20 protein-coding genes and 1 tRNA gene are annotated in these 25,102 nt (G+C 60.0%); 5 read left to right on the top strand and 16 right to left on the bottom strand.

Annotated elements, in window-relative coordinates:
* Positions 1-74: 74 nt before the first annotated feature.
* The 4 genes from ACWKV5_RS18775 to ptsP all read right to left on the bottom strand — a co-directional run bounded on the left by ACWKV5_RS18775 (position 75) and on the right by ptsP (position 7,276).
* On the bottom strand, positions 75-1,616 hold the full coding sequence (locus ACWKV5_RS18775; RefSeq protein ID WP_483842508.1) for an alkaline phosphatase D family protein: 1,542 nt from the start codon (positions 1,614-1,616) through the stop codon (positions 75-77).
* A gap of 106 nt (positions 1,617-1,722) precedes the next feature.
* Positions 1,723-3,462, bottom strand: a complete 1,740-nt coding sequence (locus tag ACWKV5_RS18770) for a PTS fructose-like transporter subunit IIB (protein WP_483842507.1) — start codon at positions 3,460-3,462, stop codon at positions 1,723-1,725.
* Positions 3,463-3,473: 11 nt separating this feature from the next.
* The gene (gene pfkB / locus ACWKV5_RS18765) at positions 3,474-4,415 is read right to left on the bottom strand and encodes a 1-phosphofructokinase (RefSeq protein ID WP_483842506.1); all 942 of its coding nucleotides are present in this window, start codon (positions 4,413-4,415) and stop codon (positions 3,474-3,476) included.
* Positions 4,415-7,276: a phosphoenolpyruvate--protein phosphotransferase gene (gene ptsP / locus ACWKV5_RS18760; RefSeq protein ID WP_483842505.1), complete on the bottom strand. Its 2,862-nt coding sequence runs from the start codon at positions 7,274-7,276 to the stop codon at positions 4,415-4,417. Before ptsP ends, pfkB begins: the two co-directional genes overlap by 1 nt.
* A gap of 44 nt (positions 7,277-7,320) precedes the next feature.
* On the opposite strand from ptsP, the gene ACWKV5_RS18755 reads away from it, so the two are divergent.
* From ACWKV5_RS18755 to ACWKV5_RS18745, 3 genes are all read left to right on the top strand, one after another.
* Positions 7,321-7,464 carry a hypothetical protein gene (locus ACWKV5_RS18755; protein WP_185045199.1) on the top strand — a complete coding sequence of 48 codons (144 nt, stop codon included), beginning with the start codon at positions 7,321-7,323 and terminating at the stop codon, positions 7,462-7,464.
* Between the two features lie 102 nt (positions 7,465-7,566).
* A complete protein-coding gene (gene cra / locus ACWKV5_RS18750; protein ID WP_483842504.1) occupies positions 7,567-8,562 on the top strand; it encodes a catabolite repressor/activator in 996 nt (331 codons plus the stop codon).
* A gap of 3 nt (positions 8,563-8,565) precedes the next feature.
* Positions 8,566-9,342, top strand: a complete 777-nt coding sequence (locus ACWKV5_RS18745) for a TatD family hydrolase (RefSeq protein WP_483842503.1) — start codon at positions 8,566-8,568, stop codon at positions 9,340-9,342.
* Here ACWKV5_RS18745 and ACWKV5_RS18740 read toward each other — a convergent pair whose 3' ends face one another.
* The 5 genes from ACWKV5_RS18740 to ACWKV5_RS18720 form a co-directional block, all read right to left on the bottom strand.
* Entirely contained in the window at positions 9,343-9,732 is a 390-nt protein-coding gene (locus ACWKV5_RS18740; protein WP_483842502.1) for a hypothetical protein, read from the bottom strand.
* A gap of 230 nt (positions 9,733-9,962) precedes the next feature.
* Complete coding sequence (locus tag ACWKV5_RS18735) at positions 9,963-10,667, bottom strand: methyl-accepting chemotaxis protein (RefSeq protein ID WP_371258952.1); 705 nt, start codon at positions 10,665-10,667, stop codon at positions 9,963-9,965.
* A gap of 1,513 nt (positions 10,668-12,180) precedes the next feature.
* Positions 12,181-13,017, bottom strand: a complete 837-nt coding sequence (gene ampE / locus ACWKV5_RS18730) for a regulatory signaling modulator protein AmpE (RefSeq protein ID WP_483842501.1) — start codon at positions 13,015-13,017, stop codon at positions 12,181-12,183.
* Positions 13,014-13,574: a 1,6-anhydro-N-acetylmuramyl-L-alanine amidase AmpD gene (gene ampD / locus ACWKV5_RS18725; protein WP_483842606.1), complete on the bottom strand. Its 561-nt coding sequence runs from the start codon at positions 13,572-13,574 to the stop codon at positions 13,014-13,016. Before ampD ends, ampE begins: the two co-directional genes overlap by 4 nt.
* A gap of 64 nt (positions 13,575-13,638) precedes the next feature.
* A complete protein-coding gene (locus ACWKV5_RS18720) occupies positions 13,639-15,837 on the bottom strand; it encodes a DUF1631 domain-containing protein (RefSeq protein ID WP_483842500.1) in 2,199 nt (732 codons plus the stop codon).
* Positions 15,838-16,111: 274 nt separating this feature from the next.
* On the opposite strand from ACWKV5_RS18720, the gene nadC reads away from it, so the two are divergent.
* Complete coding sequence (gene nadC / locus ACWKV5_RS18715; protein ID WP_483842499.1) at positions 16,112-16,960, top strand: carboxylating nicotinate-nucleotide diphosphorylase; 849 nt, start codon at positions 16,112-16,114, stop codon at positions 16,958-16,960.
* Between the two features lie 51 nt (positions 16,961-17,011).
* On the opposite strand, the gene ACWKV5_RS18710 is transcribed toward nadC, so the two are convergent.
* On the bottom strand, positions 17,012-17,317 hold the full coding sequence (locus ACWKV5_RS18710) for a DUF6388 family protein (RefSeq protein WP_483842498.1): 306 nt from the start codon (positions 17,315-17,317) through the stop codon (positions 17,012-17,014).
* Between the two features lie 316 nt (positions 17,318-17,633).
* Here ACWKV5_RS18710 and ACWKV5_RS18705 point away from each other — a divergent pair, with 316 nt between their 5' ends.
* The gene (locus ACWKV5_RS18705; RefSeq protein WP_483842605.1) at positions 17,634-18,185 is read left to right on the top strand and encodes a hypothetical protein; all 552 of its coding nucleotides are present in this window, start codon (positions 17,634-17,636) and stop codon (positions 18,183-18,185) included.
* 7 nt (positions 18,186-18,192) lie between these two features.
* Here ACWKV5_RS18705 and ACWKV5_RS18700 read toward each other — a convergent pair.
* The 6 genes from ACWKV5_RS18700 to infB form a co-directional block, all read right to left on the bottom strand.
* Positions 18,193-18,268, bottom strand: a tRNA-Thr gene (locus tag ACWKV5_RS18700).
* A gap of 131 nt (positions 18,269-18,399) precedes the next feature.
* A complete protein-coding gene (gene pnp, locus ACWKV5_RS18695; protein ID WP_123435259.1) occupies positions 18,400-20,505 on the bottom strand; it encodes a polyribonucleotide nucleotidyltransferase in 2,106 nt (701 codons plus the stop codon).
* A gap of 195 nt (positions 20,506-20,700) precedes the next feature.
* Positions 20,701-20,970: a 30S ribosomal protein S15 gene (rpsO, locus tag ACWKV5_RS18690; RefSeq protein ID WP_003176135.1), complete on the bottom strand. Its 270-nt coding sequence runs from the start codon at positions 20,968-20,970 to the stop codon at positions 20,701-20,703.
* Between the two features lie 117 nt (positions 20,971-21,087).
* Complete coding sequence (truB, locus tag ACWKV5_RS18685) at positions 21,088-22,005, bottom strand: tRNA pseudouridine(55) synthase TruB (protein ID WP_483842497.1); 918 nt, start codon at positions 22,003-22,005, stop codon at positions 21,088-21,090.
* 3 nt (positions 22,006-22,008) lie between these two features.
* Positions 22,009-22,410, bottom strand: a complete 402-nt coding sequence (gene rbfA / locus ACWKV5_RS18680; RefSeq protein WP_007942872.1) for a 30S ribosome-binding factor RbfA — start codon at positions 22,408-22,410, stop codon at positions 22,009-22,011.
* Positions 22,411-22,569: 159 nt separating this feature from the next.
* The gene (gene infB, locus ACWKV5_RS18675; protein ID WP_483842496.1) at positions 22,570-25,101 is read right to left on the bottom strand and encodes a translation initiation factor IF-2; all 2,532 of its coding nucleotides are present in this window, start codon (positions 25,099-25,101) and stop codon (positions 22,570-22,572) included.
* Position 25,102: the final 1 nt, after the last annotated feature.

Here is a 25,102-nt window from a genome sequence, read left to right as displayed (position 1 = left end):
CATTCAACATCTCGTTGACTGTAAGATCGCCTTCGCGAGCAGGCTCGCTCCCACAGAGGGCGGGTGTACAGACATTAAACCGGCTGCACCTTCTGCTCAAACACCGAGACCCCATCCAGATCCCGCAACACCACGCTCATCTCCCCCGTCTGCCCATCAATATTCACTTCGCCAAAAAACTGAAACCCGGCAAACGGTGAAGTGTTCTGCGCCGGCGGTGCCTTCTCGAATACCACCTGGGGCCCGAACGTTTTATCCAGCGGATTCGGCCCAAAACTCCCCGCGTTCAGTGGCCCGGCGACAAACTCCCAGAACGGTTCAAAGTCCTGGAACGCGGCACGATCCGGGTGGTAGTGATGCGCCGCGCAGTAATGCACATCCGCCGTCAAAAACACGAAGTTACGCACCTGCTGCGCCCGCAGGAAACCCAGCAACTCAGCGATTTCCAGTTCCCGCCCTTGAGCCGGTCCCGGATCGCCATTGGCCACCGCTTCCCAGCGCGCCACACCCGGGCTGACCTCACCGTCGGGCACGCCCAGACCAATCGGCATGTCGGCGGCAATGACTTTCCACTGGGCTTGCGAGCCTTTCAATGCCTGCTTGAGCCAGTCCAGTTGCTCACGCCCGAGAAAGGGTTTGGCCGCGCCGAGGTTGTCGTCGTTGGCGCCGCGGTAACTGCGCATGTCGAGCACAAACACATCGAGCATCGGCCCATAGCTGAGCTTGCGATAGATCCGCCCGCCGTTGTCGGCGCTCTGCAAACGCATCGGTGCATATTCGAGCCAGGCCTGGCGCGCGCGGCCGACGAGGGTGTGGATATCTTTCTCCTGATAGCGCACATCGAGTTGTTTGCCCGGCGACCAGTTGTTCACCACTTCGTGGTCGTCCCATTGCCAGATCTGCGGGACTTCGGCGTTGAAGCGGCGGATGTTCTCGTCCATCAGGTTGTAGCGGTAGTTACCGCGAAAATCGTCGAGGTTTTGCGCGACCTTGCTCTTGGCTTCAGTAGTGATGTTGCGCCACACCCGACCGCTTTCGGTGGGCAGTTGCGCGGGCACCGGGCCGTCGGCGTAGATGGTGTCGCCGCTGTGGATAAAGAAGTCCGGCAGGCGCAATCGCATGGCTTCGTAGATGCGCATACCGCCGATGTCCGGGTTGATGCCGAAGCCTTGGCCAACGGTGTCGCCACTCCAGACAAACCGAATGTCGCGACGGGTTTGCGGCACGCTGCGCAAATGGCCAAACCAGGGTTCGCTGGCGACACCGCTTTGGGCATCTTCGAAGGTCACGCGATAGAAAATCGCCTGATCGGCGGGCAGGCCGGTGAGTTCGACCCGCGCGGTGAAATCGGTGCGCGCATCGGCCAGCGGGGAAACAAATCGACGCGGGTTGCTGAACAGGCTGCGAGTGTCCCATTCCACGACCATTCGCGCGGGGCGGTCGCTGCGGCTCCAGACCATCGCCCGGTCGCCCAGCAGGTCGCCGGACTGCACGCCGTCGGTGAGTAGCGGACGATCCTTGACCGAAGCAATCACGGCCGGCGCCAGCGCCGGCAACAACAGCCCGACGCCCACCGCTTGCATGACCCGACGGCGACCGAGGTCGAATTCGCTCATGGTGTTCTCCCTGAAAAGGAAAACTAAAGCACATACGCATGAAATGACTGTGACATAGCCCCTTGTGGGAGCGAGCAGGCTCGCTCCCACAAGGGTTGATGGGGTTTCAGGCGTTGGCGGGTTCCAGTGCCAGCTCGGCCGCTTCAGGCCGTTTGAGCAGCGCATACGCCACGGCCGTCAGCAAACTCCCGGCAACAATCGCCAGCAAGTACAGCAGCGCATGATTGATCGCATTCGGGATCGCCAGCACAAACAAACCACCGTGCGGCGCCATCAGCTTGCAGCCGAAATACATCGACAACGCCCCGGTCAGCGCACCACCGGCAATGCTCGCCGGAATCACCCGCAGCGGGTCTTTCGCGGCAAACGGTATCGCGCCTTCAGAGATGAAGCACAACCCCAGCACCAACGCCGCTTTACCGGCCTCGCGCTCGGCTTGGGCAAACTTGCGCCGTGCGATGAACGTGGCGATGCCCAGGCCAATCGGCGGCACCATGCCGGCGGCCATGGTCGCGGCCATCGGTGCATAACTCTGTGACGCTAGCAGCCCCACCGAGAACGCGTAAGCGGCCTTGTTGATCGGCCCGCCAAGGTCGACGCACATCATGCCGCCCAGCAACACACCGAGCAGAATCGCGTTGGTGGTGCCCATGCTGTCGAGGAAATGCGTCAGCCCTTCGAGCATCCCGGCCACCGGTTTGCCGACCACGTAAATCATCACCAGGCCGGTGAACAGGCTCGCCAGCAAGGGGATGATCAAGATCGGTTTCAGCGCCTCGAGACTCTGCGGCAAACGCGCGTAGCGGTTGATCGCCTGCGCCGCGTAACCGGCGATAAAACCGGCAATGATCCCGCCGATAAAACCGGCCCCGAGGGTGCTCGCCAGCAGACCGCCAATCATCCCGGGCGCCAGGCCCGGACGGTCGGCAATCGAGTAGGCGATGTAACCCGCCAACAGCGGCACCATCAACTTGAACGCGGTCTCGCCGCCGATCTGCATCAGCGCTGCCGCCAACGTGCCCTGCTCCTTGAAGGCGGTGATGCCGAACACAAAGGACAACGCGATCATCAAGCCGCCCGCCACCACCATCGGCAGCATGAACGACACACCGGTCAACAGGTGTTTATAGACGCCAGTCTTTTCTTGCTTGGCCGGGCCTTGGGCACCGCTGGCAGCGGTTTCCTGCCGACCTTCGGCCAGCGCTTTGTTCAGCGTCGCTTCGGCCTGTTTCAGCGCAATGCCGGTGCCGCAGCGGTAAATCTTCTTGCCGGCGAAACGCTCGGTGGCGACCTCGATATCACAGGCCAGCAGCACCACATCGGCATCGGCAATCGCCGCCGCGCTCAACGGATTGCGCGCGCCCACCGAGCCCTGGGTTTCCACTTGCAGGTCATAGCCCAGACGCTTGGCCGCTTGCTGCAAGGCTTCGGCGGCCATGAACGTGTGCGCGACGCCGGTCGGGCACGCGGTGATCGCGACCAGTCGTGGCGCGTTTTTTGTGGGAGCGACGGGCTCGGCGACCGCTTCGGGGGCCACGTACACCTGAGCCTCTTCAGCACCGCGCCGCAGCACCGCTTCAACTTCTTGCAGGGCTTGCGCCGGGGTGCTCTGAAACACGCGTTTGCCGACGAATCGCGTCATGTCCACCGGCACGCTGCTCACCAGCAACACCCACTCGGCGCCTTCGATCGTGGCCGCCGACAACTGACGCTCCGGATGCGTCGCATCCACCACTTCGACACACGTCATCCAGCCCTGACGCTGAGCCGCCGCATCGAGCAAACGGGCGCACAGCACACTGGTGACCATGCCGTTCGGGCAGGCCGTAACAATGGCTAACTTCATCACAATCCCTCTTATTGTTCTGTCAGGGGGCGCACGCGCACACCCTGTTCGAGCTGCGCCAATTGCGCGGCATCGCCGATGCCGAAACCGATCTGGGTGACCGCCATCGCGGCAATCGCCGTGGCGGTGCGCAGGGTCTGTTCAGGCGTGTCGGCACTGAGCAAACCATGGAGCATGCCGGCCAGTAACGAATCGCCCGCGCCGACCGTGCTGGCGACGCTGACCTTGGGCGGCGTGGCATGCAGCGCCGAGCCGACACTGAACCAGTTCACGCCTTCGGCACCGTGAGAGATCACCACATGCTCGATGCCTTGAGCGTGCAAGCGGCTTGCAGCCTCGGCTTGTGCCGCGACCGAAACAACCTCGCAGCCGAGTGCATCGGCCAGCTCTTCGGTGTTCGGTTTGATTAGCCATGGGCCGGCCTTGAGCGCGGCACGCAACGCTTCGCCGCTGGTGTCGAGGGCGACGTTCAGACCGAGTTTTTTCAAGCGCACGATCAACGCCTGCAACCAGCGCGCACTGACGCCCAGCGGCAGGCTTCCGGCGACGACCACGGCGTCATGCCCCGGGGCGATTTGCTCGAGACGATCAAGCAACGCCTGCTGCGCCGCTTCACTCACCCGCGGTCCCGGGCCGTTGACGTCGGTGATGCGCCCGTCGCTTTCCGCCAGCTTGATGTTGCTGCGAATCTCGCCGGGAACACGGATAAACGCGTCGACAAAACCGCGTTTGGCAAACAGGGTTTCGAACGCCTGCAGATTGTCCTCACCGAGGAAACCGCTGACGGTCAGTTCATGACCAAGGTCCGCCAGCACTTGCGCCACGTTCACGCCTTTGCCGGCGGCGTGGGTGTGCATGGCGTCGCTGCGGTTGACCTGGCCGGGTTCAAGGCGCGGCAACTGGACGGTCAGGTCCAATGCCGGGTTGAGGGTCAGGGTTAAAATCCGGGCCATTACAGAGCCTCCACTAATGCGCGCACTTCATTGGCGCTGCCCACGGCCAAGGCCTCTTGGGCGAGAATTTGCGTCTGGGCGAGGCTGAGTTCGCGAATACGCGCCTTGACCTCGGCAATGCTGCGCCCCGACACGCTGAGTTCGTCCACGCCCAGCCCGACCAGCACCGGCACCGCCAGCGGATCGGCCGCCAATTCGCCGCACACGCCGACCCATTTGCCATGGGCATGCGCCGCACGCACGGTGATGTCGATCAGTTGCAGCACCGCCGGGTGCAAGCCGTCGGCCTGGGCGGACAAGGTCGGATGACCACGGTCGATGGCCAGGGTGTACTGGGTCAGGTCGTTGGTGCCGATGCTGAAAAAGTCGACCTCTTTGGCCAACACCGGCGCCAGCAACGCCGCCGACGGCACTTCGATCATGATCCCCAGTTGCAGATCGGCGACCGGGATTTCCAGGCGCAGGCGCTCGGTCATGTCCCGCGCCTGGCGCCATTCATCGACACTGCCGACCATTGGAAACATGATCCGCAGCGGACGGTTGTCGGCGGCCCGCAGCAAGGCACGCAATTGCGCTTCCATGATTTTCGGACGTTGCAGGGTCAGGCGAATACCGCGCACGCCAAGGAACGGGTTTTCTTCTTTTTCGATCGGCCAATACGGCAGCGGTTTGTCGCCACCGACGTCGAGGGTGCGCACCACCAGCGGCCGACCGGCCAGACCGTCGAGAACGCGACGGTATTCGACTTCCTGGGTGGCCTCGTCCGGGGCTTGCGTATGGGCCATGAAAATCAGTTCGGTGCGCATCAAGCCAATGCCTTCGGCGCCCTGTTCTACCGCACTGACTACACCGGCGCTCTCGCCAATGTTGGCGAACACTTCGACCGCGTGACCGTCGGTAGTCAGCGCCGGTTGATGACGTTGTTCGGCAGCCACTTTCAGGCGCTGTTCGCGGGTGTCGCGTTCTTCGGTGGCGCGCTGCAAGGTCAGCGCATCGGCGTCCACATGCAGGCGCCCGCGCTGGCCATCAATCAGCAACGGCGTGCCCGGCGCCAGCAGCAACACGGCTGCCCCGGCACCGACCAGCGCCGGAATGCCCAGCGCCCGCGCGACAATCGCGCTGTGCGCCGTGGCGCCACCGCGAGCGGTGAGAATGCCGGCGACGCGGGCCGGGTCGAGACGCGCAACGTCGGACGGCCCGACTTCGTCCATCACCAGAATGTAAGGCTGGTCTGGCTCGCTCGGCGTTTCGACGCCGCTCAGTTGCGCCAGCACGCGCCGGCCGATGTCACGCAAGTCCGCCGCACGCTCGGCGAGCAACGCGTCCTGCAACGATTCCTGTTGTTTAGCCGCCGCTTCGATCACCGCCATCCACGCCGCTTCGGCGCTTTCGCCTTGCTTGAGGCGAGTGTCGACTTCATCGGTCAATTCCGGGTCGTCGAGCATTTCCTGATGGGTGATGAAGATCTCGCGGATCGCCTTGGACGTGCTGCGTTCAATCAGGCCTTCGATGTCGCGACGTACCTGCGCCAGCGCCTGTTTCAGACGCTCGCGCTCGATCGCTGCAGACTCACCGCGCAGCGGGTATTCGATGGTTTGCAGCACTTGAATATGCGCCGGTCCGATGGCAATGCCTGGGGCTGCAGCGATGGCTTGAATCAGGCTGCCGGACGCCGGGGCGAGTAGCACTTCGGCGATCTCTGCGATTTCTTCGCGCTGTTGGCTCACGGACGGCAAAGGCTCGACTTCTTCGCCGAGGCCTTCTTCGATGGCGGCCAACAAGGCCGGCAAGGCATCGGCGGCGATGCTCGGCTCGGCAATGAATTCCAGCACCTGACCCCGACGGGCGCCGAGGCTGAGCAGTTTGCTCAAGCTCTTCACCGACACCGCGCTGTCCTGGCCGTCGACGATGCGTACGCGAATTTCGCCTTCAAAACTTTTCGCTAACTGGGCGAGGATCTTCGCCGGGCGCGCGTGCAAACCGTGGGCGTTGGCCAGTGCGATGCGCCCGCTCGGCCAGTCCGCCGGCAGTTCACCGCCAAGGACTTCGAGCACTTTGCGGCTGCTGGTGGCGCGGCCCAATTCGTGGCCACGGCCTTCAATCAGCAACGCACACAGACGTTCGAGCAAGGCCTGATGGGCTTCACCGAGGCTGGCCAGGCAGAACAAGCCGCTAAGCGGCTGGCCGAGGTAGCGCATAGGTTTGTCCGGGGTGACGAAGGCCAGGCCCGGACGCTTGACCGTTTGTTCGCTGTGCAGCCACCACAAGCCATCGCCCAGCGGCAACGCTTCGACCTGTTGCAACACAGCGGAGAAACCGTTGCTCACGCAATCGGCCTGGCGCAGCAAGCGAGCACCACGCCAGACCAGTTCTTCGAAGTCATCGGCCGACACACCCAAGCCGATCATCTGCGCATCCAGCGCCAATTCCTGCGGCGCGCCTTGCAGCAGTTTCAACAAGGCTTCGGCGGAGCTCGCACGACGCAACGCCTGGCCCAGGTCGGTTTCGCCGAGAGCGCGAGTCAACAGTTGCAGCAAGCGTAAATGTTCATCGGACTTGGCCGCGATGCCGATCGCCAGGTACACGATCTGACCGTCGCCCCAATCCACGCCCTCGGGGAACTGCATCAGCCGCACGCCAGTGGAAAACACCAGGTCGCGGGTTTGCGGTGTACCGTGGGGGATGGCAATACCCTGACCGAGAAAGGTCGAGCCCTGAGCCTCACGCGCCTGCAACCCGGCGAGGTACCCGTCGGCGACCAGGCCATCGGCGACCAGATGCTCGGCCAGTAGCTGCAACGCAGCGGACTTATCCACAGCCGACTGGCCCATGGATATCTGCTCTAGAGTGAGCTCGAGCATGCTTTCTCCTTTTTGGCGTCTGAGGGCGCCAGGTATTGTTTTGAATGAATCAGCTTAAGCGCTTAACCGTCACTTTTGGCGGTTTCACGGCAGAACCGGCCAAGGGTGCGTATAACCCTGAAAATACGCTTGCTGAAACGTTTAATCTAGAACACTTGGCACGTTACTCGATAATGTCGCATCCTTGAAGCCCAACTTGTCGGATGTGCTTGGACAATAGTCGCCTGCCGGATTCGGGTAGGATTGGCGAAAATGTCGGGGCAAGCTCGAAAAAACAAGGAAATCCCGAGTTGAAACTCAGTGATATCGCACAGCTGGCCGGTGTGTCCGTAACCACCGCCAGTTATGTCATTAATGGCAAGGCCGAACAGCAACGCATCAGCAGTGCCACCGTCGAGCGCGTGCGCGCGGTCGTCGAACAGCATGGCTTTACGCCCAACCCTCAAGCGGCCGGGTTGCGCAGTCGGCATACGCGCACCTTGGGTTTTATTCTGCCGGACCTGGAAAACCCCAGTTACGCGCGAATCGCCAAACTGCTGGAACAAGGCGCCCGGGCGCGCGGCTATCAGTTGCTGATCGCCAGCTCCGACGATGCACCCGACAGTGAGCGGCAATTGCTCAAACTGTTCCGCGCCCGGCGCTGCGATGCGCTGATCGTCGCCAGTTGCCTGCCGACGGATGACGACAGCTATCGCCAGTTGCAGGCCAAAGGCATGCCGATCATCGCCATCGACCGGGTCATGGAGCCCGAGCACTTTTGCTCGGTGATCAGTGACGACCGTGAGGCCAGCCTGCAATTGACCCGCAGTCTACTGGACCCGCTGCCCAAGCAGATCGCCTTGATCGGCGCGCGCCCCGAGTTGAGCATCAGCCAGGAACGCGCGGCCGGCTTCAAAGAAGCGCTGGACGGGTTCAAAGGCGAGGTGCTGATCGAGCACGGCGAATCGTTCAGCCGCGAGTGCGGCAAACAGTTGATGGAAGAAATGCTCCAGCGTCTGGGCCATCTGCCGGACGCCCTGGTGACCACTTCCTACGTGTTGCTTCAGGGGGTGTTCGATGCCTTGCATGACTACCCGCTGAAAACCCGTCCGTTGCGCCTCGGTACGTTCGGTGACACGCAGCTGCTGGACTTCCTGCCGCTGCCGGTCAACGCCATGGCCCAGCAGCATCAGTTGATCGCCGATAAAGCCCTGGCGCTGGCGCTGGCCGCCATCGAGCAGTCCGATTACCAACCCGGCGTGCAGGCCATCGCGCGGACCTTCAAGCAGCGTATTCATCGGGACTGAACCGTGGAGCTGATCGACAGCCACACTCATCTGGATTTTCCGGATTTCGACGCGGATCGTCAGGCGCTGCTGGCCGAAAGCCGCGCCCTGGGCGTGCGTCGAATGGTGGTGCTGGGGGTGTATCAGGCGAATTGGCAGCGTGTCTGGGACCTGGTGCAAAGCGATCCCGACTTGCATGCGGCATTCGGTTTGCACCCGGTGTATCTGGAGGATCATCGACCTGAAGATCTACTGGAACTCGGTGATTGGCTGACGCGCCTGTCCGGCCATCGGCAGTTGTGCGCCGTGGGCGAGATCGGTCTGGATTACTTCATCGAAACCCTGGACCGCGAGCGCCAGCAGGCGCTGTTCGAGGCGCAACTGCAACTGGCGGCGGACTTCAATCTGCCGGCGCTGATCCATGTGCGGCGCAGCCATGCGGCGGTGATTGCCACGCTGAAACGCTTTCGATTGAAACGTGCCGGGATTATCCACGCCTTCGCCGGCAGCAAAGAAGAAGCGCGCGAGTACATCAAGCTCGGTTTCAAACTGGGTCTGGGCGGCGCCGCCACCTGGCCGCAGGCGCTGCGCATGCACCGCGTGCTCGCCGAACTGCCGCTGGAGTCCGTGGTGCTGGAAACCGACTCACCGGACATGGCACCGGCCATGTTTGCCGGCCAACGCAACAGCCCGGCGCACCTGCCGGCGATCTGCTCGGCACTCGCGCAGATCATGGCGATCAGCCCCGAGCAGTTGGCCGCCGTCAGCACGGCCAATGCCTGCGAGCTGTTCAACTGGTAATTAGTCGGCGTGGGCCTTGGCGGCTTCCAGAATCAGCGTGATGTGTTGCCGGTGATGGGCGAACTGTATAACGACGAAGTAAACCAGAATCGCGGCCAGCGAAAAATTCAGCTGTTCGACGACGCTGAGCATGCCGATCCATTCCATGACCAACGCCACCAGGACTGCCGTGCACACCATCACCAGCGTGCTCGCCCGCAGCAAGCCGAGTGAGTCGAGCGATTTGAAGCGTTTGATCTGTTTCGGGTCGCTCAATTGCAAGGCTTTGTGGCAGTGCGTACAGGCGAATGATTCGTTGATTGCAATCGCGTTGAGTTGCCAGGCTTCCAGCCGCAGGGTGTTCCCGCAGTGCGCGCAGTGCCCCTGTATTCCCATTGTTGCAACAGACATAACCGCGCCTCCTCAGGGCTGGCCAGAGTGAATGATCTTCCTTCATTGAAGACGAAAAATCAGAGCACGGAGGAAAACAGGACATTGCCTGCCTGAAAATGGAAAAAGTACTACAGATTCTGCGTAAAACCTGTGGGAGCGAGCCTGCTCGCGAAAGCGGTGTAACAGTCAGCAAATGTGTTGAAAGTTAAACCGCTTTCGCGAGCAGGCTCGCTCCCACAGAGATATTTTTACACCCGGAAGGCGCTGATCAAGTGCTTGAGTTCTACCACCTGGGCCGACAACGCGCGGCTGGCATCCTCGGTCTGGTGCGCCCCTTCGGCGGTACGCTCGCCAGCGCGGTTGATCTCGACGATGTTCTGATCGATGTCGTGGGCGACGGCGGTCTGCTGCTCGACCGCAGCAGCAATCTGCTGGTTCTGGTCCACGATCATGCCGACGGCGCCGAGGATATTTTCCAGCGCCTGCTGGACCTTTTCCGACTGCCCAACCGTGCCATCAGCCACCTGATGGCTGATGCCCATAGCCTTCACCGCCGCGCCGACGCCGCTGTGAAGCTTGCTGATCATCTGCTCGATTTCTTCGGTCGATTGCTGAGTGCGCTTGGCCAGCGTGCGGACCTCATCGGCCACTACCGCAAACCCGCGCCCCTGCTCACCGGCCCGAGCGGCTTCGATGGCCGCGTTGAGGGCCAGCAGATTGGTCTGCTCGGCGATGCTCTTGATCACTTCCAGCACACGGCTGATGGACTGACTGTCGCTGGCCAGTTGGTTGATTACGATCACTGATTGATCAATCTCACTGGCCAACTGCGCGATGCTGCCCTGCTGGGACGCCACCAGACCGCGACCGCTGATGGTCTCGTCGTTGACGCTGTGGGCGCTGCTGACGGCGGCAGCGGCACTGCGCGCCACCTCAAGGGAGGTCGCCGACATCTGGTTCATGGCCGTGGCGACCTGCTCGATCTGCGAACGTTGCCCCGCCACCGCCTGGTTGCTTTGGGTAGAAACGCTTTGCACCTGCCCGGCCTGGCGCTCGACCTCATTGACGGTCTTGCCGACGCGCTCGATCAGGTCATGGATTTTCTTCACGGTGCCGTTGAACACCTCACCCAACTCGCCGAGCTCATCACGGCTTTCCGCGCGGAAGGTCACCGTCATGTCGCCCGCAGCGACCGTGTCCATCATGGCGCCAAGACGCTTGAGCGTGGTGCGGGTCGACGCGTAGAAGCCGCCGTACAGGTAGAAAATCAACACGAACACCACCGACAACGCCACAGCCTGCAAAACCATGTGGGTGCGGTTCTGTTCCAGTCGCTGCTGCAACTGGGTGCCGAGGAACTTCAGGGTGGCTTCGTTGAGTTGGTAAGTCTGGTCCATCAGGCCGGTGACCTGATCGTAAAAGCCCTGCCAGGGTGCATCGAGGGTGTCGGCCATCACCACTTTTTCTTCGAACAGCTCACTGGCTTTTTTCAGCGACGCCTTGCTGCTGTCGGCTTGAGCGGCGAGGGTTTCACGCGCCGCTTTGCTGGAACCCAGTGCGTCCTGCAACTTCAGGCCGTATTCGCCCTGGAGCTTTTCGATCTGCGCCAACAGCTCATCGAATCGAGTGCTCGAAGCCGAGTTGAGAAAGCCTTGCCCAAGGGAAAAGGAACCCATCGCCCGGCCTTCGCCCAGCAGTTGAGTCACCGGTGGGGTGACGTTGGTAATCAGCTCGCTCAGTTGCCGCATGTCGCTTTGGCTGTCGCGACTGAGGCCGGCCTGGGTGGCGATGATCTGGCTGAAAATCTGTGCGTTGCCCAGCAGTTTGCCGATCATTCCACTTTTGCTTTGCAGGGAAGTTTCCGTTTGCTGGGCCTTGAACGCGGCGATCATTTCATCGCGTTTGCCGTCGAAAACCGTGATCTGCTCAGGATCGGTGGTCATCGCGGTCAGCCCTTGCAGGCGCGCCAGAATACTTTGCTCCAACGTGCCGATCTTCGACTCGACGTTGCCGGCCTTGCCGGACTGGCCGAGCGTGACGTTGATCTGCACCAGATTGTTCAGGGTCTCCAGGTCACGCCGCAGCGTCAGGCCGCTGCCCAGCAGGTCGAGGCTTTGCAGCTCGACTTGCGTGCCCTGAAACTCGCGATAGGAGTCACGCACCAGATAAAAGTTGGTGACCAGCATGGGCACAAGGAACAGCACGCTGATCAAACTGAACTTCATGCCGAAGCTCAGGCGGTTCATCAGTGCGACGGCGGGATAGAGCAAGCTCTTCACTGGAAGTCTCCCATTGCATTCTTATTTTTATTTGGCAGGCGCGGCTCAGCGGCAGATAGCCACTATTCAGCGCTATCCCTGTATATCTTAAATCGGCAGGGGGTTTTGTAACTTAAGGTTAACGAGGGCAGGCAAATCCCTGTAGCCACTGGCGCAGGCTGCGCCAGTGGTTACAGGGATCGGTGTGTTAAGGGAGGACCGTCCACAGCGCAAAACCGGCGTACCAGAGCACTGCCGCCCGCAACAGTAGCTCCCAGATCCGGTCCAGGCTGTTGATGCCATCCGGTCCGACGACCGGTGCCGGGATTTCACCGGCCACCATCCCGACCTTCTCGATCAACTGAGCGGCGCTGATGTTCCAGTTCAGCAATTCATGCAACATCACCCGGCCGACCGCCACAAAGTTGCCGACCAGTGCAAAACTCGCCGCCAGCAACCGCACGGGCACCCAATCAAAGGCGTGACGCAATTGTGCCGCGCGTTCGACCACGGCCGGATTCTGTCCGTGCTCTTCGGCCAGCGCCAGCAAGCGATAGCTCAGGGCGGCCACCGGACCCAGCAGGAAGTACCAAAAAATGACCGCAAAGAAACTCTGGTAAGCCTCCCAGAGCAGGTGCGCTTCGACCCGTTCCAGCAATTGCTCGCCACTTTCGGCGCAAATATCCAGGTCTCGTTTGGCCACATGCGCGGCGGCTTGCAGGTCCTCGCGGCGCCAGGCATCGCGAAACGGCCCCAGCCCGGCCAGCAGATCGCCGCGTCCGAGACTGTAAATCACCACCAGCAAATGCACCGGCAGTGCCAGCAGACCGTAGGCCACCGGCTCCAGCACCACCAGCAGCAATCCCAGCAGCGCGACCGGCAACAACACCATAATGACCAAAACCAGCCAAGGCCGGTTGATCAGGCGTGGCATGACCTCAAGCTTGTTCAGCTCGCGTACCCAACCGCCATCACGCTGAACCCGATGGCGCAGTGCCGAGAACTTCTCGATCCATACCGCCAACAGCAACACCAGAAAACTCATTGTCCTTCCTCTTTTGCCAGGGCCGCGCGATAGCGTGCCCAATCGAACGCCGGTCCTGGATCGGTCTTGCGCCCCGGGGCAATGTCGCTGTGCCCGCAAATGCGCTGCGCAGTGATGCCGGTGTAGGCGTTTTGCAGCTGTCGGGTCAAGGCCGTCAGCGCGTGATACTGAGCATCGGTGAACGGCAGATCATCCGTGCCTTCAAGTTCGATGCCCACGGAAAAATCGTTACAGGTTTCCCGGCCCTCGAAAGTCGAGACACCGGCATGCCAGGCGCGCTCAAGACAAGAGACAAACTGAGTGACCGTGCCGTCACGCTCAATCAGAAAGTGCGCTGACACCCGCAAGTCAGCAATACCTTCAAAATAAGGATGCTCCGTGACATCCAGACGATTCTGGAAGAATTCCTGCACTTTGCCGGTCGCGAACTGCGCTGGCGGCAAGCTGATGTTGTGGATCACCAGCAGGGAAATTTCGCCCGAGGGGCGCGCATTGAAGTTGGGTGAGGGGCATAAACGCACGTCCTGGCACCAACCGCTCGCGGGGTCCAACTGCATACAGGTTCCTTCAACGACGACTGTGTTGGCGCCCAGTATGCCGCGATAGCCCATCGGGACGCGATCACTTGCCGCGATTGAGGCGGCGCAAGTCACCGAGCACCGAGGCCAGCGCCCGGTCAAACAGCAAGGTAGTGTCCAGCGTGCGCACCGCGCCGCGACGAAATTCCAGCGCGAGGCCAGTGCGGCAGCGCTCCAGGACTTTCAGGCCGGTGCGATTGACGAAGATGTAGTTGCCGGTGCCTTCAATGATCGCGGCCAGCTTGCAGCGCAGAGTGTTTTCGTCGTCTTCCTGAAACTCGACCCAGCAACCGGGATGCAGTTTATCCACTTGCAGCAAGCTGGCGTCGTCCACCGGTAAACGGGCGAATGGCGTCTCGACCGGTCCTTCGTCGGCGGTTTGCAGGACGATTTCCTGCGTCATCCGGACCATCACCGGCGCCTCGAAAGACCCGTCGTTTGCCTGCTCCGGATACGTGAACAGTTGAACGTGCAAGGTTTCCAGCGCGCTGAAAAACTCGCTGGTGGCGAAAGGATCGAATGCCGAACTGTTCAGCCCGTCACGCAATGACTTCAGTAGCCCAGGCACCAGCGCCAGCAGGCGCTGGCTCGAATCGGGCTCCTCGTGGCGTTGCACACTCCAGATCAGTTGCTCCATGGTGTGGACATCCGCTCGCCATTCAGCCGACTGATCACCGTGTTTGAGGCAGGTCAACAGCAGCACTTTGCTCCAGGCCTCCTGGACAAACACCACCACCGCTTGCGGCAACACTTTGCCCAACAACGCCTGATTCAGCGCCTGCTCGACGCGCTGGCGAGCCAGTTCGGTCCTGGCACGGCCCTCTTCGGCGTCGCGGGTGCGCTGCTCCAACAATTCACTGCGACGGCGCTCATCACTGGTAAAAGCGAGAAAATCCGCCAGCAGCTCGGAAAAAATCGCCGGGTCGTCAGCAAAGTCATTCAACAGACGCTGCACCACCTGCTCGATGCGCAGGTACAGGCTGTCGCGTTCATGGTCATCGCACTCGCCCCAGCCCATGGCCGCGGCGGCGATTTCATTGAGCAAGCGTCGGGCGGGATGACTGCTTCGGCTGAAAAAACTCTTGTCGAGCACCGCCACTTTCAGCATCGGGATCTGCAGACGACCGATCAGCGCCTTGAGCGAATCCGGCAGGTTGCGGTCATCAAGCATGCATTCAAACAGCATGGCGATCAGGTTGATCACGTCCTCATCAGCGACTCCGACCACGCGCGACTTGCCGCTTTTGACGCTGACCCGCGTTAGCAGTTGTTCAAGCTGGTTACGCAGATCGAAATCGTCCTGAGCCGCCAGTGCCGGCACGTGTTGCTGCAGGTGCGAGAGCATGCGCAACAAGTCCTGCGTGGAAATGGGTCGTGTCTCGGCGCTGGCCTCAAGGGTCGGCGCGACACTGCCGCGCACAGGCAGCAGCAGCTCCTGCAACGCAGCGAACACCTCGTCGATCTGTGCCGAGTCCGAGCGCACGTTCGCCGGTAAAGGCTCATCATCCGCGACGGACATCGTGCGATCTGTCGCACGCCGTCTGGGCGCAGGCTTGAGCTCGGGCAATACGCCGGTGGCGACGAGTAATTGATTGGATTGAGCGTAGAGCTGATCGGCGCTACTGAGCACATAGCGCTCGAACAACTTGAGGATGATCAGCTTGACCTTGATCTCCACCCCGAGATTTCGCCCGGCCTGCAAGAAATACTCGCACAGCATCGCCGGCCCCACGGGGTTGCGCTGATCGTCCAGCGGCTTACCGAGCAACACACCGAGCCGCGCGGTGAGCTGACCAAGGCCAACGCCTTCACGGTTCAGCACTTTATTGACCATCGCCTCCACCGCGACGCTGCGCTCCATGTCGTCGTTGGGGCGTTGTGTCGAGGCGTCAAGGGTCAATGCCTGGGGCAAGGCAGGATGAGTGGTGTCGTATTGAGTGAGGCTGACAAACGCCTCGAAGAAGTGCTCGAGGAACCCGCGCTCGATACTTTTACGCTTGAGGCGCAAGTCGCGCATGGCTTCGAAATAGAGGTTCTGCTCAACGTCATTGCGGGCCCGATCGGCCATTTCGAACAAGGTGTCGTCGGCGTTATCGAACAGATCCTGCAATCCCTGCCGCAGCTGCAGTGCAACCTTGTCGCGAACCTGAAGCAGAATCACAGGCAGGCGGGCGAGCGGCGAGTGCGTCGCCTGATCGGTAGCGCCTTTGTGCAAAGGCACTACATTCCCGTCGTTGTGCATCCAAGCCTCCTGAAAGGGTCATTTCCGGACAGAAAACCATCCAATAAGCACGTCAAAGCCATGACGTCAAAAGCAAGGCGGATTATCTTGCAAGATGTGCCTGCTGTGCCAGCAGACTCTTCATCTCCCCTTCAAATAGACGCAACGGACGGGCGCCGACTTAGGCGATAAATCGACCAAATGCAGGGTTCAGCGCAAACGGAAAGCCTCTGACGCCTTGGGTTGGCTGGTGCCATACCCCTATAATCGGACCACTTTGTTTGTGGAGTCCGTTATGCCGAATCTACGTCTCGCCGACTTGACCGCCGAAATCGAAGCCAACGTACGCCGTGCGCTGCTCGAAGACGTCGGCAGCGGCGATATCACCGCACAGTTGATCCCGGCCGAACGCCTGGCAAAAGCCACCATCATCACGCGTGATGCCGCCGTCATTGCCGGCACGGCGTGGGTCGATGCAGTGTTCCGGCAACTGGACCCGCGGGTCGCAGTGCATTGGCAGGTGCGTGATGGCGAACGGGTGCAACCCAATCAGGCGCTGTTTCACCTCGAAGGTCCGGCGCGCTCGCTGCTCACGGGCGAACGCAGTGCATTGAACTTCCTGCAAATGCTGTCGGGTGTGGCCACGCGTGCGCAGCATCTGGCGGACTTTGTCGCCAGCACCCAGGTCAAGTTGCTCGACACCCGCAAAACCCTGCCGGGCCTGCGCCTGGCGCAGAAGTACGCGGTGACGTGCGGTGGCTGCCACAACCACCGCATCGGTCTCTACGATGCCTTCCTTATCAAGGAAAACCATATCGCCGCCAGCGGTGGCATCCCTGAAGCCATTAATGCCGCGCACAAGATTGCCCCGGGCAAACCGGTGGAGATCGAAGTGGAAAGCCTCAAGGAGCTCAAGGAAGCGCTGGCAGCGGGCGCTGACATCATCATGCTCGATGAGTTGAGCCTGGATGACATGCGTGAAGCCGTGCGCCTGAACGCGGGCAAGGCCAAACTCGAAGCCAGTGGCGGGATCAACGAAAGTACGCTGCTGCCGATCGCTGAAACCGGGGTGGATTACATCTCGATTGGCGCGATGACCAAGGACGTGAAGGCTGTCGATCTGTCGATGCGGTTAAGCCTCTGATCAAGCGTTGTAGAACGAAAAACGCCAGCCTTGTTCAGGCTGGCGTCTTTGTCAGACCACCAGATTGTTCATCTCGCAGTACTCTTCCCACTCGACGCCCAGCACCTCGGCTGCCTCTTTGTGCAGCACCAGGCGCGCAGCCTCGAACTCTTCCGGGGTCGAGGTGTACTTGAGCGTCAATTCCCACGGCTGCAAGCCCTGGGACTCTGCCTCATCCTCGAACGCCCATTGAATCTGGTCTTTCTGATCGTCGGCCGGCAGGTCCTTGATCTCTCCGGCGAGCTGGGGCGAATCCAGCAAGTACTTTTTGAGCGCTTCTTCGTGTCTGGCTTCTTGGGTCAATTCTTTAACGGTCATGTCGTTCTCGCTGATCTGGGGAATGGAAGATGGATCTGGATCATCAAGGATCTCTCTGACGCAAAAAACCGTGTGAAGCCCGGTTTGTCTGGCCTTCAGAACCATTCGGGGATCATCTGAAAACTGCAAGGTGATGCGTGTGCAGGCTCCGAATATAGGACGTTTGGTTGGCGATTTATACGGACTTTTACATCAAATCTACAAAAAAACGCTGGAGGGTACTTTTTGAAAATATTGTCTCGCGTCGCAGGAACAACGCGACAAAGGCAAAGTCATAGCAATGTGCCACCTAGGCACTTCACAAGGAACCCTAGTGATGTCCAGTCTTGCAAAGCGTTCGTCAGCCCTTCTCGCAACCAGCACGGCGGTCGTTCTTCTCGGCAGCCTGGCACTGTCCAGTACCGCCCAGGCCGGTTTGGAGTTCAGCTCCGACAGTTCCAGTTCCAGCGACAAATTCCTCACCTTTCACAATCTGTACGGCAAAGATGTGATGACGAGAAGCGATATCAGTATCGACATGGTGACCCAATTACAGAGCACCGCTAAAACCAACACGGCTGACATCGAGAACCTTGAGAAAACCGTCAAGGAGCAAACCAGACTCATCGAAGAGCTCAAGAAGAATACGGGGTCCAGTTCAAGCTCGAGTGCCAGCGAAGTGAGCGACCTCAAGCGAACTGTCAGTGCACAGAACAGCGAGCTGAAAAGGCTCGCCAGCCAGGTGGAAGACCTCAAGCGCAGTGCCGGATCGAGTTCCAGCTCAAGCTCCAGTGACCTGTCCAGCCTGAAGCGCGAAGTCAGCGATCAGGACAAGCAGCTGGATCAGCTCAAACGTACCGTGGATGACCTGAGCAGAAAGGTGAAATAACAGGGGATGGTGCCCGAGACAGGAGTCGAACCTGCGACCTTCGCGTTACGAGTGCGCTGCTCTACCAACTGAGCTACACGGGCAGTGGGCTAAACCTAGCACCGGGTTCGAAGGCCAGCAACTTCACACCCTGTTTCGCAGACAAAAAAATGCCCCGCAGCGTTCACTGCGGGGCATTTTTTATAACGTTGAAGCAGTCAGGCGTGGGGAGTGATTAAACGCCCGAAGCCTTGGCTGCTGCTACGTCTTTGATGGACAGCTTGATACGGCCGCGGTTGTCCACGTCCAGTACCAGTACTTCCACTTCCTGGCCTTCTTTCAGGATGTCGGTCACTTTCTCAACGCGAGCGTCGCTCAGCATCGAGATATGAACCAGACCGTCCTTGCCTGGCAGGATGTTGACGAATGCGCCGAAGTCGACGATGCGCTCAACCTTACCCACGTAGATTTTGCCGATTTCAGCTTCTGCGGTGATGCCCAGAACGCGCTGACGTGCTGCTTCAGCCGCTTCCTTGGTTTCGCCGAAGATCTTGATCGAGCCGTCGTCTTCGATGTCGATCGAAGCCTTGGTCTCTTCACAGATCGCACGAATGGTCGCGCCGCCTTTACCGATGACATCACGGATTTTGTCGGTGTCGATTTTCATCGCGATCATGGTCGGAGCGTTTTCCGACAGTTCGGTACGCGACTGGCCAATGATCTGGTTCATCTGACCGAGGATGTTCAGGCGCGCTTCCAGGGCTTGGCCCAGAGCGATTTCCATGATTTCTTCGGTGATGCCTTTGATCTTGATGTCCATCTGCAGCGCGGTAACACCTTTAGCGGTACCGGCTACTTTGAAGTCCATGTCGCCGAGGTGGTCTTCGTCACCCAGGATGTCGGTCAGGATGGCGAATTTCTCGCCTTCTTTAACCAGACCCATGGCGATACCGGCAACCGGTGCCTTCATCGGGACGCCAGCGTCCATCAGGGCCAGGGAAGCGCCGCAGACCGAAGCCATGGAGCTCGAACCGTTGGATTCGGTGATTTCCGATACAACACGGATGGTGTACGGGAACACGTCGGCGGCAGGCAGCATGGCTGCAATCGAACGACGGGCCAGACGGCCGTGACCGATTTCGCGACGACCAGCGCCACCCATGCGACCACACTCACCTACCGAGAACGGAGGGAAGTTGTAGTGCAGCATGAACGGGTCTTTTTTCTCGCCTTCCAGGGTGTCCAGCAGTTGTGCGTCACGGGCGGTGCCCAGAGTTGCAACAACCAGAGCCTGGGTTTCGCCACGGGTGAACAGAGCCGAACCGTGGGTCTTTGGCAGAACACCGACTTCGATGTTCAGAGGGCGTACAGTCTTGGTGTCGCGGCCGTCGATACGTGGCTTGCCGTTTACGATGTTTTCGCGAACGGTGCGGTATTCGATTTCGCCAAACGCTGCTTTGACTTCGCTGGAAGAAGGCTGGCCTTCTTCACCGGACAGCTTGGCAACCACCTGGTCTTTCAGCTCACCCAGGCGAGCGTAACGATCGGCCTTGATGGTGATGGTGTAAGCCTGGGAGATCGCGTCGCCGAACTCGGCACGGATAGCGCCCAGCAGAGCCGTGGCTTCAGGCGCAGGAGCCCAGGTCCAGGTCGGCTTGGCAGCTTCAGCGGCCAGTTCTTTAACGGCTTGGATCACAACCTGGAACTCGTCGTGAGCAAACAGTACCGCGCCCAGCATCTGGTCTTCGGTCAGCTCTTTGGCTTCCGATTCAACCATCAGAACGGCTTCCGAAGTACCGGCAACGACCATGTCCAGGCTCGAAGCTTTCTGTTGTTCGTAAGTCGGGTTCAGCAGGTAACCGGTGCTTTCGTGGAACGCAACGCGGGCAGCGCCGATCGGGCCATCGAAAGGAATGCCGGAGATGGCCAGGGCCGCCGAGGTACCGATCATCGCAGCGATGTCCGGATCGGTCTTCTTGCTGGTGGAAACGACGGTGCAGACAACCTGCACTTCGTTCATGAAGCCTTCTGGGAACAGCGGACGGATCGGACGGTCGATCAGTCGGGAAGTCAGGGTTTCTTTCTCGGAAGGACGGCCTTCGCGCTTGAAGAAACCGCCAGGGATCTTACCGGCAGCGTAAGTCTTTTCCTGGTAGTGAACGGACAGAGGGAAGAAGCCCTTGCCTGGATCGGCTTGTTTGGCACCGACTACGGTCACCAATACGCTGACGTCGTCGTCAACGGTGACCAATACTGCGCCGGAGGCCTGACGGGCGATACGGCCAGTCTCGAGGGTAACGGTCGACTGACCGAACTGGAATTTTTTGATTACCGGGTTCACGGTGTCCTACCTTCTTTTGTGGCTCTTGGGGAACTTGTCTTCTTGCGAAATTCTTGGGCAATGTCGGGAGTCGGCCCAACGCCTGTCCAGGCTAAAACGTGTATCCAGATAAAACTTGAGGCTGGGAGCCTGCCATGCGCCAGCGGGAAACCCGCTGACGCACGACAGACAACCAACCTCTAGCGCAATCGCTTATTAGCGACGCAGACCCAGGCGACCGATCAGAGCCTGATAACGACCCAGATCCTTGCCTTTCAGGTAGTCCAGCAGCTTACGACGCTGGTTTACCATGCGGATCAGACCACGACGGGAGTGGTGATCTTTACCGTTGGCCTTGAAGTGACCTTGCAGCTTGTTGATGTTGTGGGTCAGCAGTGCAACTTGCACTTCTGGCGAACCAGTGTCACCAACAGCTTGCTGGTAGTCAGCTACGATTTGAGCTTTTTCTTGAACGTCGAGAGCCATGAGGCAATCCTTTTATCAGGAAACTGTTTCAGAAAAACAGTTTCAACAGGCCAGGGACAAATCCCTGTATCTAAAAATGAGTAGTGACCGTGCCTGTTGACAGCCACCCTCGTCCGGTCATTCTGACCGAATCAGTCGACGTGGCGCGATGCGCCCGTCTTCGCTCACTTCACCGATACCGATGAAGCGACCATTGTGATCCTGTACCCGTACCATGCCGAACTTCGGTGCATCCGGGGCTCGAACCGGCTGGCCGTTAAGCCAGTAGAACGAGCTGTGCTCCGAGAACTGCAACAGTGGCCAATCCAGCAGGCCGCTGTCCGATGGCATCAGGAAGCGATCAACCGCTTCATTGCCGCCTTCGGCATGTACCGCTTCCAACTCTTCCAGCGTGACCGTCTGCGCCAAGGTGAAAGGCCCGGCCTGGGTACGTCGCAATTCAGCAACGTAAGCGCCACAACCGAGTTTCTCACCGATATCCTCCACCAGGGTGCGGATATAGGTGCCTTTGCTGCAATCCACCGCAAGCCGCGCAGTATCACCCTCGAAGGCCAGCAATTCCAAGCGCGCAATAGTAACAGAACGCGGTTCGCGCTCCACTACTTCGCCAGCACGGGCCAGCTTGTACAGCGGCTGCCCGTCACGCTTGAGCGCCGAGTACATCGGCGGTATCTGACTGATTTGCCCACGAAAACCGGGCAAAACAGCTTCGACATCGACGCGACCAACGGTCACCGGGCGTTCCTGCAAAACTTCACCCTCGGCGTCCGCCGTGGTGGTGGTTTTGCCCAATTGCGCCAGGGTTTCATAAGCCTTGTCAGAGTCGAGCAGATACTGCGAGAACTTGGTCGCCTCACCGAAGCACAACGGCAACACGCCGGTGGCCAGCGGATCAAGACTGCCGGTGTGCCCGGCCTTCTCGGCGTTCAGCAACCAGCGAACCTTCTGCAACGCGGCGTTGGAGGTGAACCCCAGCGGCTTGTCGAGCAGGATAATGCCGCTGACGTTACGACGGATACGTTTGACCTGAGCCACCGATTACTCCTTGGCGTCTTCGGGTTCAGCCGCTACCGGGTGCTGATTGTCTTCAGCCACCGCACGCTCGATCAGGGCCGACAGGTGCGCACCACGCACGACGCTTTCGTCGTAGTGGAAGTGCAACTGAGGAACGCTGCGCAACTTCATTTCGCGAGCCAGCTGCATACGCAGGAAACCGGCGGCGGAGTTGAGCACCTTGATGCTTTGTGCAATGTCTTCGGCGTTGTCCTGCCCCATCACGGTGATGAAGATCTTGGCGTGACCGACGTCACGGCTGACTTCAACAGCAGTAATGGTGACCAGGCCGACGCGCGGGTCTTTGACTTCACGACGGATCAGTTGTGCCAGCTCACGCTGCATCTGATCGCCGATACGTTGGGTACGGCTGTATTCTTTTGCCATGTCTTGTTACCTGTTACTGCCCCACGGTGAAACCCGAGGGGTCTGAAAGCGGCAAACGCCCGGCCTGACAAAAGCCAGACCGGGCGTTGCGTTTAGAGTCCTGACGCGGTGCCGCGCATCTGCATGCGGCGGCTCGCCGTGGCCCTTGAAGTGCGCGAGTCAGAGGCTGCGAGCAACCTGAACCTTCTCGTAAACTTCGATCTTGTCGCCAGGTTTGACGTCGTTGTAGCTCTTGACGCCAATACCGCATTCCATGCCGGCACGTACTTCGGAAGCGTCATCCTTGAAGCGGCGCAGGGATTCCAGCTCGCCTTCGAAGATAACGATGTCTTCACGCAGTACACGGATTGGACGGTTACGGTGAACAACACCTTCGATAACCATGCAACCGGCGATCGCGCCAAACTTCGGCGAACGGAACACGTCACGCACTTCAGCGATACCCAGGATGTTCTCGCGAACATCGCTGCCCAGCATACCGGTCAGGGCTTTCTTGACGTCTTCGATGATGTCGTAGATCACGTTGTAGTAACGCATATCCAGACCTTCCTGCTCGACGATCTTGCGAGCGCCAGCATCGGCACGCACGTTGAAGCCGAACAGTACAGCGTTGGAGGCCAGTGCCAGGTTAGCGTCGGACTCGGTGATACCACCCACGCCGCCGCCGACAACACGCACTTGCACTTCGTCGTTACCCAGGCCGTTCAAGGCACCGTTCAACGCTTCCAGCGAACCACGGACGTCGGATTTGAGGACGATGTTGAGCGTCTTCTTCTCTGCCTGGCCCATGTTTTCGAAGATGTTTTCCAGCTTGCCGGCGTGAGCACGGGCCAGCTTGACTTCGCGGAACTTGCCTTGACGGAACAGAGCCACTTCACGGGCTTTCTTCTCGTCCGACAGCACGCTCATCTCATCGCCAGCGTCCGGGGTACCGTCCAGGCCGAGGATCTCGACAGGGATGGAAGGACCGGCTTCCTTGATCGGCTTGCCGTTCTCGTCGAGCATGGCACGCACACGGCCATAGTTCGAACCGACCAGCACCATGTCGCCTTGGCGCAGGGTACCGTCTTGAACCAGAACGGTTGCAACCGGGCCACGACCTTTGTCGAGACGCGATTCAACCACGACGCCACGGCCAGGAGCCGATGGAGTCGCTTTCAGTTCCAGAACTTCGGCTTGCAGCAGAACAGCTTCGAGCAACTCGTCCACACCAGTACCGACTTTCGCCGAAACCGATACGAACGGGGTGTCGCCGCCCCACTCTTCCGAGGTCACGCCGTGAACCGACAGTTCGCTACGGATGCGATCAAGATCAGCGCCCGGCTTGTCGATTTTGTTCACTGCAACAACCAGTGGTACACCGGCAGCCTTGGCGTGCTGAACGGCTTCAATGGTCTGCGGCATCACGCCGTCGTCCGCTGCAACCACCAAGATCACGATGTCGGTCGCCTTGGCACCACGGGCACGCATTGCGGTAAACGCGGCGTGACCCGGGGTGTCGAGGAAAGTGACCATGCCGCGATCAGTTTCAACGTGGTACGCACCGATGTGCTGGGTGATACCGCCGGCTTCGCCAGCAGCTACCTTGGCGCGACGGATGTAGTCGAGCAGCGAGGTTTTACCGTGGTCAACGTGGCCCATTACGGTCACAACCGGTGCACGGGAGAACGTTTCACCTTCAAACTTCAGGGACTCGGCCAGGGAATCTTCCAGGGCGGTGTCGCTGACCAGGGTCACTTTGTGGCCCAGTTCTTCGGCTACCAGCTGAGCAGTTTCCTGATCAAGCACCTGGTTGATGGTCGCTGGAGTACCCAGTTTGAACATGAACTTGATGATTTCAGCAGCCTTGACCGACATCTGATTGGCGAGATCGCCAACAGTGATGGTCTCGCCAATCTGCACATCACGCACGACAGGGCCGGTTGGGCTCTGGAAACCGTGGGCGTTGCGTTTCTTCAGCTTGGCCTTGCCGCGACCACCACGACGGAAGCCATCGCTTTCTTCGTCGGTAGTACGTGGCGCAACACGTGGCGCAGGCGCTTTCTCTTTGACCGAAGCACGATGCGGAGCGTTTTTGCGCTCGCCATCTCCACCGCCGCTGCGACGATTGTTATCGTCGGCACGTGGTTTGTCCGGACGGCGCTGTTCGTTCTGCTTGTTGCGAACGTCAGCAGACGGTGCTGGTGCAGCCGCTACAACCGGCGCGCTTTCACGCACAGGTTCAGCAACTGCAGCAGGCGCTGCAACAGCGTCAGTCGAACCGTTTTGCGCAGCAGCAGGCTGGCGACGCGCTTCTTCTTCGGCGCGACGCTTGGCTTCTTCTTCAGCCTTCTGACGGGCAGCATTTTCTACTGCGCGGCGTTCATCCAGTTCGCGTTTGCGCTCGGCTTCGATTTCTTCCGGGCTGCGCTGTACGAAAACTTTCTTTTTGCGGACTTCAACGCTGATGCTTTTGCTGCCAGCAACACGCAGGGTGCTGGTGGTTTTACGCTGCAGCGTGATCTTGCGTGGTTCTTCCACTTTCGCCTTGTGGCTGCTTTTCAAGTGAGTCAGCAACGATTGCTTCTCACTGTCAGTCACACTTTCTTCGGCGGCGGTGTGCGGCAGACCTGCCTCACGCATCTGCTGCAACAGGCGCTCTACCGGTGTTTTGACCTCATCGGCCAGTTGTTTCACCGTGACTTGCGTCATG

The organism is Pseudomonas oplopanacis (assembly GCF_057128725.1).
The sequence above is the reverse complement of the archived record's forward strand: the minus strand, read 5'-3'. Positions and strand labels throughout refer to the sequence as shown.